Origin of the sequence: Labrys sp. KB_33_2, from assembly GCF_052114505.1 — a bacterium.
Lineage (GTDB): Bacteria > Pseudomonadota > Alphaproteobacteria > Rhizobiales > Labraceae > Labrys.
On record NZ_JBFREW010000001.1, the window covers coordinates 565,909 to 580,779 of the forward strand.

At 64.3% G+C, this 14,871-nt stretch carries 17 protein-coding genes; 9 read left to right on the forward strand and 8 right to left on the reverse strand.

The window, feature by feature from the left end; translation table 11 throughout:
• Positions 1 to 2: 2 nt before the first annotated feature.
• The 4 genes from AB4037_RS02670 to AB4037_RS02685 form a co-directional block, all read right to left on the reverse strand.
• Positions 3 to 890 carry a branched-chain amino acid ABC transporter permease gene (locus AB4037_RS02670; protein WP_441770440.1) on the reverse strand — a complete coding sequence of 296 codons (888 nt, stop codon included), beginning with the start codon at positions 888 to 890 and terminating at the stop codon, positions 3 to 5.
• 93 nt (positions 891 to 983) lie between these two features.
• Entirely contained in the window at positions 984 to 2,201 is a 1,218-nt protein-coding gene (locus AB4037_RS02675) for an ABC transporter substrate-binding protein (RefSeq protein ID WP_434957556.1), read from the reverse strand.
• A 31-nt stretch (positions 2,202 to 2,232) separates the two neighbouring features.
• Complete coding sequence (locus AB4037_RS02680; RefSeq protein ID WP_434957555.1) at positions 2,233 to 2,955, reverse strand: ABC transporter ATP-binding protein; 723 nt, start codon at positions 2,953 to 2,955, stop codon at positions 2,233 to 2,235.
• Positions 2,948 to 3,703 (reverse strand): ABC transporter ATP-binding protein, encoded by a 756-nt coding sequence (locus tag AB4037_RS02685; RefSeq protein ID WP_434957554.1) that lies wholly within the window; start codon positions 3,701 to 3,703, stop codon positions 2,948 to 2,950. Before AB4037_RS02685 ends, AB4037_RS02680 begins: the two co-directional genes overlap by 8 nt.
• A 471-nt stretch (positions 3,704 to 4,174) precedes the next feature.
• On the opposite strand from AB4037_RS02685, the gene dhaL reads away from it, so the two are divergent.
• The 6 genes from dhaL to dhaK all read left to right on the forward strand — a co-directional run bounded on the left by dhaL (position 4,175) and on the right by dhaK (position 8,613).
• Positions 4,175 to 4,786 (forward strand): dihydroxyacetone kinase subunit DhaL, encoded by a 612-nt coding sequence (dhaL, locus tag AB4037_RS02690; RefSeq protein WP_434957553.1) that lies wholly within the window; start codon positions 4,175 to 4,177, stop codon positions 4,784 to 4,786.
• On the forward strand, positions 4,783 to 5,166 hold the full coding sequence (dhaM, locus tag AB4037_RS02695) for a dihydroxyacetone kinase phosphoryl donor subunit DhaM (RefSeq protein ID WP_434957552.1): 384 nt from the start codon (positions 4,783 to 4,785) through the stop codon (positions 5,164 to 5,166). Before dhaL ends, dhaM begins: the two co-directional genes overlap by 4 nt.
• 7 nt (positions 5,167 to 5,173) lie before the next feature.
• The gene (locus AB4037_RS02700) at positions 5,174 to 5,464 is read left to right on the forward strand and encodes an HPr family phosphocarrier protein (RefSeq protein ID WP_441770441.1); all 291 of its coding nucleotides are present in this window, start codon (positions 5,174 to 5,176) and stop codon (positions 5,462 to 5,464) included.
• 36 nt (positions 5,465 to 5,500) lie between these two features.
• Complete coding sequence (locus AB4037_RS02705; protein ID WP_434957550.1) at positions 5,501 to 7,090, forward strand: putative PEP-binding protein; 1,590 nt, start codon at positions 5,501 to 5,503, stop codon at positions 7,088 to 7,090.
• Positions 7,083 to 7,562 (forward strand): hypothetical protein, encoded by a 480-nt coding sequence (locus AB4037_RS02710; RefSeq protein ID WP_441770442.1) that lies wholly within the window; start codon positions 7,083 to 7,085, stop codon positions 7,560 to 7,562. Before AB4037_RS02705 ends, AB4037_RS02710 begins: the two co-directional genes overlap by 8 nt.
• A gap of 61 nt (positions 7,563 to 7,623) precedes the next feature.
• The gene (gene dhaK, locus AB4037_RS02715) at positions 7,624 to 8,613 is read left to right on the forward strand and encodes a dihydroxyacetone kinase subunit DhaK (protein ID WP_441770443.1); all 990 of its coding nucleotides are present in this window, start codon (positions 7,624 to 7,626) and stop codon (positions 8,611 to 8,613) included.
• A 236-nt stretch (positions 8,614 to 8,849) separates the two neighbouring features.
• Here the strand turns inward: dhaK and AB4037_RS02720 are convergent, their stop codons facing one another.
• A complete protein-coding gene (locus AB4037_RS02720; RefSeq protein WP_441770444.1) occupies positions 8,850 to 9,398 on the reverse strand; it encodes a cysteine hydrolase family protein in 549 nt (182 codons plus the stop codon).
• A 104-nt stretch (positions 9,399 to 9,502) separates the two neighbouring features.
• Here AB4037_RS02720 and AB4037_RS02725 point away from each other — a divergent pair, with 104 nt between their 5' ends.
• Positions 9,503 to 10,462, forward strand: a complete 960-nt coding sequence (locus AB4037_RS02725; RefSeq protein WP_434957546.1) for a GlxA family transcriptional regulator — start codon at positions 9,503 to 9,505, stop codon at positions 10,460 to 10,462.
• Between the two features lie 12 nt (positions 10,463 to 10,474).
• Here AB4037_RS02725 and AB4037_RS02730 read toward each other — a convergent pair whose 3' ends face one another.
• Entirely contained in the window at positions 10,475 to 11,071 is a 597-nt protein-coding gene (locus AB4037_RS02730; protein WP_434957545.1) for a TetR/AcrR family transcriptional regulator, read from the reverse strand.
• Between the two features lie 77 nt (positions 11,072 to 11,148).
• Between AB4037_RS02730 and AB4037_RS02735 the strand changes: the two genes are divergently transcribed.
• Positions 11,149 to 12,423 carry an MFS transporter gene (locus AB4037_RS02735; RefSeq protein ID WP_441770445.1) on the forward strand — a complete coding sequence of 425 codons (1,275 nt, stop codon included), beginning with the start codon at positions 11,149 to 11,151 and terminating at the stop codon, positions 12,421 to 12,423.
• 104 nt (positions 12,424 to 12,527) lie between these two features.
• Entirely contained in the window at positions 12,528 to 13,973 is a 1,446-nt protein-coding gene (locus tag AB4037_RS02740; RefSeq protein WP_441770446.1) for an aldehyde dehydrogenase family protein, read from the forward strand.
• On the opposite strand, the gene AB4037_RS02745 is transcribed toward AB4037_RS02740, so the two are convergent.
• A complete protein-coding gene (locus AB4037_RS02745) occupies positions 13,958 to 14,599 on the reverse strand; it encodes an HD domain-containing protein (protein WP_441770447.1) in 642 nt (213 codons plus the stop codon). The genes AB4037_RS02740 and AB4037_RS02745 overlap by 16 nt on opposite strands.
• Entirely contained in the window at positions 14,596 to 14,868 is a 273-nt protein-coding gene (locus AB4037_RS02750; protein WP_434957541.1) for a hypothetical protein, read from the reverse strand. The genes AB4037_RS02745 and AB4037_RS02750 overlap by 4 nt, the downstream gene beginning before the upstream one ends.
• Positions 14,869 to 14,871 lie beyond the last annotated feature (3 nt).

Genomic DNA, 14,871 nt, shown 5'->3' on the forward strand with positions numbered 1-14,871 from the left:
CATCATGAGGCCCTCCCGAACAGGCCGGCGGGCCGCACGAGCAGCACGATGACCATCACCACGAAGACTACGGTGGCCGATCCCTGCTGGTAGAAATTCTTGACGATGCCCTCGATCAGCCCAAGGCCGAAGCCTGTCACCACCGAGCCGAGGATCGAGCCCATGCCGCCGATCACCACCACCGCGAAGACCACGATGATGAGATCGGAGCCCATATTGGGATTGACGTTGCTGGTGGTCGCCGCCAGCACACCGGCAAGCCCGGCGAGGCCGACCCCGAAGCCGTAGGTCAGCATCCTCAGCAAGGGCACGTTGATGCCGAAGGCCTCGACCAGCTTGGGATTCTCGGTCGCGGCGCGCAGATAGGCGCCCAGGCGCGTCTTCTCGATCACCAGCCAGGTCGCGAGGCAGATGGCCAGCGAGAAGGCGATCACGAAGACGCGGCTTTTCGGCAGCACCATAAAGCCGAGATTGACGGGCCCCGTCAGGGCCGCCGGCAGGGTGTAGGGCACGCCGGAAACGCCGTAGTAGTTGCGGAACAGGCCCTGGATGATCAGCGCCAGGCCGAAGGTGAGCAGCAGGCCGTAGAGATGATCGAGCTGGTAGAGCCTGGAGATGAAGACCCGTTCGATCGCGATGCCGACCAGGCCGACGCCGAGCGGCGCCAGGATGAGCGCCGGCCAGAAACCGATGCCGGCATAGTTGAACAGCATCCAAGCCGCGAAGGCCCCCATCATGTAAAGGGCGCCATGGGCGAAGTTGATGACGTTGAGCAGGCCGAAGATGATGGCGAGGCCCAGGCTGAGCAATGCGTAGAAGGAGCCATTGATCAGGCCCAGCGCGAGCTGGGCCATGATGCCCTGCAGGGGAATGCCGAATATCGTCGTCACCTTATGGGTCCTTCACCGTCGTCTGCTTCGTCATCGGCGAGAGGGAACGAAAGGCGCATAGCATGATCCGCAATGCGCCGAACGGCCCTATTACTACTTCACCAGCGGACAGCCGGCCTCGGCCATGGGTTGGAAGGCCTCGGCCGCCGGAATGGTGGCGAGCAGCTTGTAGTAGTCCCACGGCCCCTTGGATTCGTCGGGCTTCTTGACCTGGAACAGATACATGTCGTGGGTCACGCGGCCATCCTTGCGCACTTCGCCCTTGCCGAACAGGGGATCGTCGGTCGGCGTTGCCTTCATCTTGGCCATCACTGCCGCGGCGTCCTTGGACTTGGCGGCCTCGATGCCCTTGAGATAGTGCAGGACACCGGCATAGACGCCGGCATGCACCATGGTCGGCATCTTGCCGCCGCTCTGTTCGGCAAAGCGCTTCGACCAGGCGCGGGTGCCGTCGTTGAGATCCCAGTAGAAGGCTTCCGTCAGCACCAGGCCCTGGGCCGCCTGCAGGCCGAGCGCATGCACGTCGGAGATAAAGATCAACAGGCCCGCCAGGCTCTGGCCGCCCTGGGTGATGCCGAATTCGGCGGCCTGCTTGATGGCGTTGACGGTGTCACCGCCGGCATTGGCGAGCCCGATCACCTTGGCGCCGGAGGACTGGGCCTGCAGCAGGAAGGAGGAGAAATCGGAGGTCGGGAAGGGCGCCTTGATCGAGCCGACCACCTTGCCGCCCGCAGCCTTCACGATGGCAGAGGCATTTTCCTCCAGTGACTTGCCGAAGGCATAGTCGGCCGTGATGAAGAACCAGCTGTCGCCGCCCTGCTTGACCATGGCCCCGCCCGTACCCTTGGCCAGAGCATAGGTGTCGTAGGTCCACAAAAGCGTATTGGGCGTGCACTGCTTTCCAGTGATCTCGGTGGAGCCGGCGCCGGAGTCGATGAAGATCTTGTTCTTTTCCTTGGTCACCTGGCTGACGGCGAGTGCCACCGAGGAGGTCGGCACGTCGAAGATGGCGTCGACGCCATCCTGGTCGTACCATTGGCGGGCAATGCCGGCGCCGATATCGGGCTTGTTCTGGTGATCGGCCGAGACGATCTCGACCTTAAGGCCCTTCTCGGCGGCCTTGAAGTCCTCCACCGCCATCTTGGCGGCGATCACCGAGCCCTCGCCGGAGAGGTCGGCATAGACGCCGGACCGATCGTTGAGGATGCCGAGCTTGACCGCGATGTCCTCCGCGCTTGCCGGCCCGAGCGCCGAACCCATGAACATGGTGGCGAGGGCTGCTGCTGCGAGCAGGGTCCGTTTTGAAATCATGAGCGTCTCCCGTTCAGCTTTTTGATTGGCGTCACACGCCCAGATAGGCGTGCAATTTGTCGCTGCTGGCTTCCAGCTCGGCATTGGGGATCATGTCGATCACCTTGCCCTGCTCGACGACATAGTGGCGATCCGCCACGGTCGAGGCGAAGCGGAAATTCTGTTCGACCAGGATGATGGTGAAGCCGCGCTGCTTGAGGCTGGCGATGGTGTGCCCGATCTGCTCGACGATCACCGGTGCGAGGCCCTCGGTCGGCTCGTCGAGCAGCAGGAGATTGGCGCCGGTGCGCAGGATGCGGCCGATGGCCAGCATCTGCTGCTCGCCGCCCGAGAGCTTGGTGCCCTGGCTGGCGAGGCGCTGCTTGAGGTTGGGGAACAGGGTGAAGATCTCGTCCACCGTCAGGCCGCCGGGCTTCACCACCGGCGGCAGTTCGAGATTTTCCTTCACCGAGAGGCTGGCGAAGATGCCGCGCTCTTCCGGGCAATAGCCGATGCCCATACGGGCGATATGGCGAGAGCCGAGGCCAATGGTTTCCTGCCCGCCGAAATGGATCGAGCCCTTTCGCTTGGCCATAACGCCGATGATCGATTTCATCGTGGTGGTCTTGCCGGCGCCGTTGCGACCGAGCAGCGTCACCACCTCGCCGGGGTTAACGTCGAAATCGATGCCGTGCAGCACATGGGACTCGCCATACCAGGCCTCGAGGCCGCGTACCCGGAGCAGGGGGGCAGGGATGTTCGCCGAATCAGGCATGGCCACTCCCGATATAGGCCTCGACCACCCGCGGATCGCCGGAGACGGATTTGTAGTCGCCCTGCGCCAGCACCTTGCCGCGCGCCAGCACCGTGATGGTATTGGACAGGGTGGCGACCACCGAGAGATTGTGCTCGACCATCAGGATGGTGCGGCTTGCCGCGATCTTGCGGATGAGCTCGGTGGTGCGCTCGACATCCTCATGGCCCATGCCGGCCATCGGTTCGTCGAGCAACAGCATTTCCGGATCGAGCGCCAGGGTCGTTGCGAGTTCCAGGGCGCGCTTGCGGCCGTAGGAGAGTTCCTTGGCCGGCGTAGCCAGGAAGGACGACAGGCCGACGCTCTCGGCGAGTTCGGCCGCCTCCTGGTTCATATCGGCGAGGACACGCTGCGAGCGCCAGAAATCATAGGAATGCCCGCGCCGGCGCTGCAGGGCGATGCGGATATTGTCGCTCACGCTCATCTCGCCGAACACAGCCGAGATCTGGAAGGAGCGGACCAGGCCGAGCCGGGCTACGGCGGCCGGCTTCATGCCGGTAATGTCCTGGCCCTTATAGGTAATGCGTCCGGCCGACGGGGACAGGAACTTGGTCAAGAGATTGAAACAGGTCGTCTTGCCGGCGCCGTTCGGACCGATGAGAGCATGGACCGTTCCGCGCATGACCGAGAGATCGACACCGTCGACTGCCCGGAATCCCCTGAAGTCCTTGGTCAGGCCTTCGGCTTTCAGGACTGTATCTTTTGCCATCAAGCGGAGCGTTTCCCCTAAGCAAAGTTTCCCGATATTGCCCACGAATGGGTAATATCGGGAAACTTTGCAAGCGTTTGATATTCTGCAGATTCCTCCTGCTCGAGCAGGGGGAATCTGCTTAGCGCTTCTAAATCTTGCTTGGCGCTAGTCTTGGCCATCCGGGCAAGCTTCGTCAATGGCGATATGGCACCAATACTGACGTTAAGATAGGCACCTGCTTAGGTGGCTGGGGATACAGGAATGTGACGGCAGAAGGGGATACGCTCGCGCGGGAGTGGTCGAGGACGCACCGCGCAGCCGTCGCGGGAATGTTCAGTACAGGGTGGCCCGCAGGAGTTCCTCAGTCCGGTGCCGCAAGGCGATAGTTTCGCTTGCAATGTTTAGGGTTCGATGATCAACTAAACAAATAAGCAAACCACGAGCCGGCAATGACCGGCCATCATAAGACTGCGGGGCGGAGGCCGGACGATGGACAGCCAAGCAAGAGAGCAGCTCATTCGTGCGGTTGCAGCAACCATATTCCAACATTCCGAAGAACTCACGGCGCTCGATCAGGCGATCGGCGATGGTGATCACGGCCTGAATCTCAAGCGGGGCTTCGAGGCCGTTACCGCCGAATTGCCGGGCCTTGCCGAAAAATCCTGGCCGGACCTGCTCAAGGCGGCGGGCATGGCCATGGTGATGAAGGTTGGCGGTGCTTCCGGCCCGCTTTTCGGTACCTTCTTCATGGAATTTGGCAAGGCTGTCGGCACCGAGCCCGATCGAGCTGCGCTGGTCGCCGCCTTCGCCAAGGCGGTCGAGGGCGTGAAGGCGCGTGGCCGCTCCGAAGCCGGGCAGAAGACGCTGCTCGATGTCCTCGTCCCGGTGCAAGCGGCCTTGGCTGCCGGTGCCGACGCAGCCGCGCTCAAGGCGGAAGCCATCGCCGCCGCCGACAAGACGGTGCCGATGCAGGCGATCCGTGGGCGCGCTTCCTTCCTCGGCGAGCGCTCGGTCGGCCATATGGATCCGGGCGCCCGATCTTCCTCGTTGCTCATCGCCACCGTGGCGGACGAACTCAACAAGCAAGGGCTGATGCCATGACCGTGAGCCTGGTGATCGTATCGCACTCGCCCAAGGTCGCCGAAGGCGCGGCCGACATGGTGAGGCAGATGGTAGGCGATAGCGTGCGCGTCGCCTGGACGGGCGGCGACCCCGGCGGCGGACTCGGTACCGATGTCGCCAAGATCATCGCCGCCATCGACAGCGTCTGGTCGCAGGAAGGCGTCGCCGTCGTCGTCGACCTCGGCGGTGCCGAGACCAACGCCGAGATGGCCGTCGAGATGCTCGACGAGCACAAGCGCGACCTCGTGGTCATCTGCAATGCGCCGGTGGTGGAAGGGGCGGTCATCGCCGCAACGGAGGCCTCCGGAAATTCCTCCCTGGCGGCGGTTCGCTCCGCCGCCGAAGATCTCTATGGATAGGATCGATATGCCGGATATCAACGGAGCATTGAAGGGCAAGGCCGAGCTGACCAACGCGATCGGGCTGCATGCCAGGCCGAGCGTGAAGCTGACCCAGCTCGCCAAGAGCTTCCAGTCGAGCATCGAGCTGGCCACCGATGCAGCGGGACCCTGGGTCGATGCCAAGAGCCCGGTCAAGGTGATGCGGGTGAAGGCGCCCAAGGGCACGGTGCTGCATTTTGCAGCGAACGGACCGGATGCCGAGACAGCGCTATCGGCTATTCTGGGACTGATCGAGGACAAGTTCGGAGAAGAGTGACGATGCTGCATCCGGGGGGCTGCCAAGGAGGGTGTCATGACTGAACGGCGGATGGCGGGACGTCCTGCATCGCCTGGGCTTGCCTCCGGACCCGTCTTCATGATCGGCAAGCCGAGGCCGCGGACCGCGAAAGCACCAGTGCAGGAAGATGGCGACGCCGCCTTGCGGACCGCCATCGATGCGGCGCTGGTCGATCTGGTGTCCCTGGTCGAGGCCGTCGATGAAGAAGGAGCCGACATCATCGGCTTCCAGATCGCCATGCTCGAGGACGAGGCCCTGTCGGAGGGCGCCTTCGATGCGATCGCAGCCGGGGTGGGGCCCGTTCACGCCTGGCGTTCGGCCCTCGACGCGGAAATTGCCGATTACGAACGCAGCGAGGATGCCTATTTTCGCGCGCGTGGCACCGACCTCGCCGATATCCGCGACCGCGTGCTCGCCCATCTCACCGGAGCAGCCGAAAGCGAGAAGGTGCCGCCCGGTTCGGTCCTGGTGGGCGAGGACCTGCCGCCATCCCTGTTCCTGTCGGTCGACTGGAGCAAGGGCGGCGCGATCGCCCTGGGTGCCGGTTCGCCATCCTCCCATGTCGCCATGCTCGCGCGCAGCCGCCGCGTGCCGATGGTGACCGGGCTAGGCGTGCTCGGGGAGGCAAGCCAGGCCATCGTCGACGGGGCGGCGGGAACGGTGACCTTCGATCCCGACAGTGCCTCGCTCGCCGATTTCGGCCCGGCCCTCGCACGCCGGCACGAAGCCGATGCCCGGGCGGAGACAATGAAAAGCGAGCCGGTGTTTCTTCCCAATGGCACTCGCGTCGACATCATGATCAACGTCGCCTCGCCGGATGATCTCAAGGGCATTTCGCCTCAGATTTGCGATGGCATCGGCCTGGTGCGCACCGAGTTCCTGTTCGAGCCTGGCCGCCCCCTGCCGGACGAGGAAGCCCAATATGCCGCCTATGTCGCCATCGCCGCCTGGGCGGCCGGGCGGCCGGTGACGATACGCACCCTCGACGCCGGTGGCGACAAGCCGATCGCCGGGGTCACCAGCGATGGCGAGTCCAATCCTTTCCTGGGTCTGCGTGGATTGCGGCTGTCGCTGGCTCGTCCGGAAACCTTCCGCGTCCAGCTCAGGGCCTTGGCGCGGGCCAGCCTGCATCACGAGATCCGCATCATGCTGCCGATGGTGACGGTGCCGGGAGAATTGGCCGAGGCCTCCGCCCTGCTCGACGAGGTGGTGGCTTCCCTCATCGCCGAAGGCACGCCCTGCCGCCGGCCGCCGCTCGGCATCATGGTCGAGGTTCCCGCTGCCGCCCTCGGGGCGCTGCGTTTCCCGGCGGATTTCTATTCGATCGGCTCCAACGATCTCACGCAATACACCATGGCCGCAGCCCGCGACATTGCCGATGTCGCCGGCCTCAACGATGCCGGCGATCCGGCCGTGCTCGAATTGATGGCCCGCGCGGTTGGGGCCGGCAAGGCCCGCAAGGTTCCGGTCTCGATCTGTGGCGATGCCGCCGGCGAGGTGCGCCTGGTGCCGAAACTGCTCGGCGTCGGCCTGACCTGCCTGTCCGTGCCGCCTGCTCTGGTGGGAGCCGTCAAGGCGGCGATTGCGGATCTCAAACATGTCTGACGCCCGCGATGCCAGCACGCGCTCGATAGCCGCCTACAAGGCGCTGCTGCGGCGCGCGCTGGACAATCGCCCCTCGGGCACGAGGCTGAAACTGGCTGCGGCGCTCGGCACCAACAGATCCTTCATTTCGCAGATCACCAATCCCGGCTACCCCATTCCGATCCCGGCCCAGCACCTCGACGTCATTTTCGAAGTCTGCCACCTCGCGCCGGCCGAGAAGGCGGAATTCCTCAAGGCCTATCAGGCCGCCCATCCAGGGCGGACGCAGGCTCAGGGCAGGCCGGCACAAGGGCGTAGCCTGACGCTGACCCTGCCGGATCTCGGCGATGTCAGGCGCAATCAGGCGATGGATAAGGCCATTCTCGATTTCGTCACAAGCCTGGTCCACTACACGCGTGCACTCGATCGCAAGAGCAAGGGGGAGGAGGAACCGGCATCCGATGAATCCGGAGACAGCCAGGTTCAGAATTGACAGCCGGAGATCGGTTCCTGCTCCGACACGTCCTAACCAAGAACAAAGGGAGGCCCATGGAATGAAAAAGCTCATCAACGCAGTCGACGACGTGCTGGCGCAGAGCCTGGACGGATTCGCGGCGGCTCACGCCGATCTCGTCACCCTGGGCGAAGAGCGTAAATTCGTGCGCCGCCGCCAGGTCAAGCCGGGCAAGGTGGCCCTGATTTCGGGCGGTGGTTCCGGTCATGAGCCGCTGCATGCCGGCTTCGTCGGCTTCGGCATGCTCGACGCAGCCTGCCCCGGCCAAGTCTTCACCTCGCCCACGCCCGACCAGATGATGGCCGCTGCCGAGGCCGTCGATGGCGGCGCCGGCACGCTCTATATCGTCAAGAACTACGAGGGCGACGTGATGAACTTCGCCATGGCGGCGGAGATGGCGTCGGGCCCTGTCGAAAGCCTGATCCTCGACGACGACGTCGCCGTGGAGAACTCGACCTGGACCACCGGCCGGCGCGGTGTCGCCGGCACGCTGATCGTCGAGAAGATGCTTGGCGCCGCGGCCGAGCGCGGCGACGACCTCGCCAGCCTCAAGGCGCTGGGCGCGCGCGTCAACAGCCATACGCGCTCGATGGGTGTGGCGCTCACCTCCTGCACGGTGCCGGCGGCCGGCAAGCCGACCTTCAACCTCGGCGAGGACGAGATGGAGATGGGCGTCGGCATCCATGGCGAGCCCGGCCGGCGCCGCGTCAAGCTGGCTTGTGCCGATGCCATCGTCGACGAGATGCTGGGCGCCATCGTGGGCGACCTGTCGCTGACCTCTGCCACCGAAATCCTGCTCTTCGTCAACGGCTTCGGCGGTACGCCCTTGATGGAGCTCTATCTGATGCAGGATCGGGCGCGTAAATGGCTCGACGCCAAGGGCATCAAGGTAGCCCGCTCTCTGACGGGCTCCTATGTCACTTCGCTCGACATGGCCGGCTGCTCGCTGACGGTGTCGGTGCTGGACGAGCAGGCCAAGGCGCTGTGGGATGCGCCGGTGCATACGCCGGCCCTGCGCTGGGGGGTGTGAGGCACGAAACTACGACATTCGTCGGTTCTGACCGAGACGAATGAAGCGCGAGGCCCTTCTCCCGCAGGGGGAGAAGGTGCCCCGAAGGGGCGGATGAGGGGTGAAACATGCCCCATCCAAACGTTCGCCGACACCCCTCATCCGTCATTGCACCGCAATGCCACCCAAGGCACTTCCAAAGGAAGTGCCAGGTCCCGCAAGGGGAGAAGGTAAGCCGCGCCTCTTTCTACTCCCCCTTACCCCGCCAGCAGTTCGTCGGTCGAGACGAGCTTGGCATAGCCGAAGGCGAGCGATGCCATGGCGGCGGCATGGACCTGCGCAGCCGGCACGGTGACGCCGCCGAATTCCAGGTCCCGCGTGGCCGCGGCGTCATGGGCGACGGTGACCGCATAGCCGAAATCGGCCGCTGCCCGGGTCGTCGCCTCGATGCACATATGGCTCATTGCGCCGGCGATCAGGACGTCGGTGACGCCGGCATCGTCGAGCAGTTTCTTGAGGCCGGTATCCCTGAAGGAATTGGGGAAGTTCTTGACGACGACCTGCTCGCCAGCGCGGTTGGCTACGCCCGGGTTGATCTCGGCGCCCGGCGTACCGGCCACGAAGAAGGGAGCATCCGGCTTGGCTGCTTCATGGCGTACATGCACCACGACTTCATCCTTCGCCCGGGCCGCCTCCAGCAGGCGCGCGGCGTTGGCGGTGGCTGCCTCGATGCCGGACAGGGTCCATTTGCCGCCCGGGAAATAGTCGTTCTGAATATCAACGAGGATCAAGGCACGCTTGGACATGGGGTATTTCTCCAGTTTCAACAGACGTTGTGATTGCTGAAATAGGACGCCCCGGGCAGAATGCCGATTGGCACATGTGACAAAAATCAGGGCGAAAGTGACAAATGACCATGCCTCCCTCCGAGATCGGCCTGTTGGCCTATCCCGACGTACAGCTGGCAGCGCTCTATGGTCTGGCCGATCTCTTCGCCATCGCCGACAGGATCGCCAGGGAGCGCAGGGAAGGCAGTGGTCCGCTGCTGCGGGTGAGCCGCTGGGAGTGTGACGACAGCGGCCAGGTCCGCAATCGTGACGGCGACGACAGCGCAATCCCGAGCATGATCATTCTGCCGCCGAGCTTGGCAAAGCCGCCGAGCGAGGCCTGGACCGCTGATCTGGCCGACTTCCTTCGTCGCTGCCATGGCCGCGGCAGCGTGCTGGCCTCGGTCTGCGTCGGTGCTTTCCTGCTCGCTGAAACCGGCTTGCTGGACGGGCGTCAGGCGACCACCCATTGGAGCTATGCCGAGCTTCTCGCCGAGCGTTTCGGCAAGGTCCGGGTGGATTCGGCCAAGATCGTGATCGATGATGGCGATATCGTTACCGCAGCGGGGCTGATGTCCTGGACCGATCTCGGCCTGAAGCTGGTGGAAAGGCTGCTCGGCACCAGCGTCATGGTGGAGACCGGGCGTGCCATGCTGGTGGATCCCCTGGGGCGCGAACAGCGCCATTACAGTGTGTTCTCGCCCCGGCTCAATCATGGCGACGAACCCATTCTCGTGGTTCAGCACTGGCTCCAGCAGGCCTATGCCGGTGAGATCGACGTATCGGCTATGGCAACCAAGGCAGGGCTGGAGAGACGGACGTTCCTGCGCCGCTTCGGCAAGGCCACGGGTCTGAGGCCTGTCGAATACTGCCAGCAGCTTCGCGTTGCCAAGGCCCGCGACATGCTGGAGACGACGCGGCTTTCCTTCGATCGCATCGCCTGGAATGTCGGCTATGGCGACCCGGTCTCCTTCCGCAAGATCTTCGTGCGGACGATGGGGCTCACCCCGGGCGATTATCGCCGCCGCTTCGGGGCGGCGTGAGCGTTTTTGACGCTATTCCTTCAGGCTTGCATCGATCAGCATGTCGGCGATCACGGCGACGGAGCTGGCCGGTCCGCCTTCGTGAAAGATCTGGCCGCTGATGAAAGCGCCTTCGATCAGCAGCAGCAGCCCGTCTGCAAGCAAGCCCGGCTTCCTGGCGCCCATGCGCTCGGCCATGCCTTCCAGGCGCTCGCGCAGCAATACCTTGCCGCCCTCGGCGACCATGCGGGCGGGATTGTCCTCTTCCGGATATTCCACCGCGGCATTGCTCAGCCCGCAGCCGCGATAGCCCGCCAGGGTCGCCCTTTCGCCAAGGCCTGTCAGGTAGTTGCGCAGATGGGTGCGCGGGTCGTTCTCGAAGCCGACGCCTGCACCCTCGAAGCGGGCCCAGAACTCGGCATCGTAGACCCGGACATAGGCGGCGGCCAATTCGTCCTTCGAGTTGAAACAGCGATAGAGCGTGGGTTTGGTCACGCCAGCTTCCGAGGCGATGGTGTCGACGCCGACAGCCCGGATTCCCTCCTTGTAGAAGAGCTCGCGGGCGGTCTTGAGGATGCGATCTGCCGCGCGTGGCTGCGGCGGCGAAGCGACGTTTGCAGATCCGGTCATTTGCCTCTTTCCAATTTCCAACAACGATGTTACAGACCGGTACGTATCAAGTCAATCTCGACAGTGCAGGTCTTCCGATGCAGCCCGTGAGCCGTCGGCCTTTCGGCCAGAAATATGCCTTCGTCGTGGTCGCCGTCATCTTTCTTTGCCTGCTGGTGGCGGCCGGCGTGCGAGCCTCTCCCGGGCTGCTGCTTCAGCCTCTGCACAAGGCGTTCGGCTGGGGTATCGACACGATTTCGCTCTCCGGTTCGATCGGCATCCTCCTCTACGGCCTGGTCGGCCCGTTTGCCGCGGCCCTGATGAACCGCTTCGGCATACGTCAGGTGCTGGTCATCGCCCTGACGCTGATGGCGGGCTCCATCGGCCTCAGCCTGCTGATGACGGAATCCTGGCAGTTGATCGCGACCTGGGGCGTGCTCTCAGGTCTCGGGTCCGGATGCGTCGCCATGGTGCTCGGCGCCACGATCGCCAATCGCTGGTTCAAGACCAATCGCGGCCTGATCATGGGGCTGATGGCGGCCAGCGCGGCAACGGGCACGCTGATCTTCCAGCCCGGGCTCGCCAAGCTCTCCGAGATCGGTGGCTGGCAATTGGTGGTGGCGGCGGTGGCGATCGCTTGCGCCGTCTTGATTCCGCTTGCCTTCTTCCTGGTGCCCAACCACCCCAGCGACATCGGTCAGCGCCCCTATGGCGCCGATCCCTCGGCCCCGGTTGAGCCGCCGCAGGCCCAGACCGGTCTCATCGATGCTTCGTTCGGCGCGCTGGTGCGGGCGGCCCGCACGCGCACCTTCTGGTATCTCTTCGCCACCTTCTTCATTTGCGGTTTCACCACCAACGGCCTGGTGGGCATGCATCTGATCTCCTTTTGCGGCGACATGGGCATCCCCGAGGTGCAGGCTGCCAGCCTGATGGCGATGATGGGGATCTTCGACCTCTTCGGTACCACTTTCTCGGGCTGGCTGACCGATCGCTACGATCCGCGCAAGCTGCTCTTCGTCTATTACGGCCTGCGTGGCATTGCCCTGATCTATCTGCCCTTCAGCGGCTTCAACATCTATACGCTCACCGTCTTCGGCGTGTTCTACGGCCTCGACTGGATCGCCACAGTGCCGCCGACCGTGCGCCTGACCAACGAGGCCTTCGGCGATCGCGATGCCCCCGTCGTATTCGGATGGATCGCGGCAGGGCACCAGATCGGCGCGGCCAGCGCCGCGGCCCTGGCCGGCTATATGCGGGTGCTGCAGGGAAGCTATGTCGAGGCCTTCCTCTTCTCCGGCCTCACCGGCATCGTCGCCGCGCTGATCGCCCTCCTGATCGTGCGCCGGCGCGTGACGGCCGTTGCGGCTGCCTGAACAGGTGGCGCTGGAAAATGGCTGGCCGCGTCAAGCTGCCGGTTTGCGCCGGGCATTGGTTAGACTAATGTCCGGCCAGTTTCTCTATCTTCAGGATTGCATCGATGACACTGCACGCCCGTAACTTCATCGCCGGCGAATGGGTCGCCTCGTCCGATCTCGCGCCGGACGTGAATCCCTCCAACACCGCCGAGATCGTCGGGCATTTCCCGCGGGCGACCAAGGCCGAGGCCGAAAAAGCCATCGCTGCCGCCAAGGCTGCGTTCCCGGGCTGGAGCCGCTCGACCCTGCAGGAGCGCCATGATGTGCTCAAGCGCATCAGCGACGAGATCCTGGCGCGCAAGGAAGAACTCGGCGCCATCCTTTCGCGCGAGGAAGGCAAGACCCTGCCCGAAGGCATCGGCGAGGTGGCGCGGGCCGGCCAGATCTTCGGATTCTTCGCCGGTGAAGCCCTGCGTTTGGCCGGCGAGATCATCGGTTCGGTGCGCCCCGGCGTCGGCGTCGAGGTCACACGCGAAGGCATCGGCGTGGTCGGCCTGATCACGCCCTGGAACTTCCCTGCCGCCATTCCGGCCTGGAAGATCGCGCCGGCGCTGTGCTACGGCAACACCGTGGTGTTGAAGCCGGCCGATCTCGTGCCAGCCACCGCCCATGCATTGGGCGAGATCATCGCGCGTTCCGGCCTGCCCGCCGGCGTGTTCAATCTGGTGATGGGCCGCGGCTCGGTGGTCGGCGAGGCGCTCTTGTCCTCGCCTGACGTCGATGCCATCTCCTTCACCGGCTCGGTCGGTACCGGTCGCAAGATTGCCGCGACCTGCGTCGCTTCTTCGCCGATGAAGAAGGTGCAGCTCGAAATGGGCGGCAAGAACCCCTTCGTCGTGCTCGACGATGCCGACGTCAAGGTGGCCGTGGAGGCCGCCGTCAACGGTGCCTTCTTCTCCACCGGCCAGCGCTGCACCGCCTCTTCGCGCCTGATCGTCACCGACGGTATCCACGATGCCTTCGTGGCGGCGTTGGTCGAGCGCCTCAAGGGCCTCAGCGTCGACGACGCCATGAAGAGCGGCACCCATATCGGCCCGGTGGTCGACCAGAGCCAGCTCGACCAGGACCTGAACTACATCAAGATCGGCAAGGAAGAGGGCGCCAACCTGGCCTTCGGCGGCGATCTGGTAAAGCGCGAGGCGCCCGGCTTCTATCTGACGCCGGCCCTGTTCACCGGCGCCAGCAACGACATGCGTATCGCCCGCGAGGAGATTTTCGGGCCGGTTGCCGCCGTGGTGCGCGTCAAGGATTACGACGAGGCACTCTCCGCCGCCAACGACACCGAATTCGGCCTCTCCGCCGGCATTGCCACCACCAGCCTGAAATACGCCACGCATTTCAAGCGCAATGTCCAGGCCGGCATGGTGATGGTCAACCTGCCGACGGCGGGCGTCGACTATCACGTACCGTTCGGCGGTCGGAAGGGCTCGAGCTACGGCTCGCGCGAGCAGGGCCGCTACGCCGCGGAGTTCTACACCACGGTGAAGACCAGCTACACGCTGGCCTGAGGAGGCTGGTCGCCTGACAGGTTTGCGAGGGAGCGCGCGAGATTGGCGCGCGCTCTTTCCTCCAGCTTTTCGGCGAAGAGATTGCTGAAATAGAGCCTTGGCCGGACCATGAAGCGCTGCAGCACGGCAGTCCGCCCGATGCGCCAGGCCGTTTCAGGCACATGCGCATATTCTCGGCGCACCGCGGCCTCATAGGCATCGAAGCGTTCCGCTTCTGCGCCGAGGATCTGCAGGTCGAGATCGAGGAAATAGGCCAGGTCGGATCGCTCCTCAGCTCCTGTGCCGTCAGTGAATTCATGCTTTTTGGTGGCCAGGATCAGCGCTGCCACCCGTTCCAGTCTTTCCGGTTCGAGCCGCCTATCGAGAACCTGTCGGGCGAGATCGGCGCTGCGCTCCTCATTGTCCGGGGCCGCTGCATCGTACACGGCATCGTGGAACCAGATTGCGAGTTCGATGGCTCCGGCATCATGGAGGAGGGGGCGACAGTCCTGAAAGCCCGCCAGCATGGCCTCGATATGGCCGATATCGTGATAATGTCGGCGCGGATCCCGATAGGCCGTAAGCAATTCGGCGAAAGCCGGCTCGGAAATGGCCGGCGGCCTGGAAAGGTGATCGCCAACGCTCATGGCAGCAACTCCCGGCGTGCCCATTCGGCCAGATCGCCGGAATCATCGCGGGCTCCAGCACCGGATTGAAGTTTGGCGAGCAGGCTCCGGCTGAAGGCCGCCTCTCCGACCTCACCGATCAGTCTGAGAATGACGGCCTGCGCCTCGTCCTGATTGGCCTGTACCTCGGCAGGTGTATGCCCGCTCCACAGATAGCCCTTGTCATTATAGCCGGCGATGCCCCCGAGATGATCGACGAGACGCTGGCGGGCTGTAATGGGCGTTTTCATGCA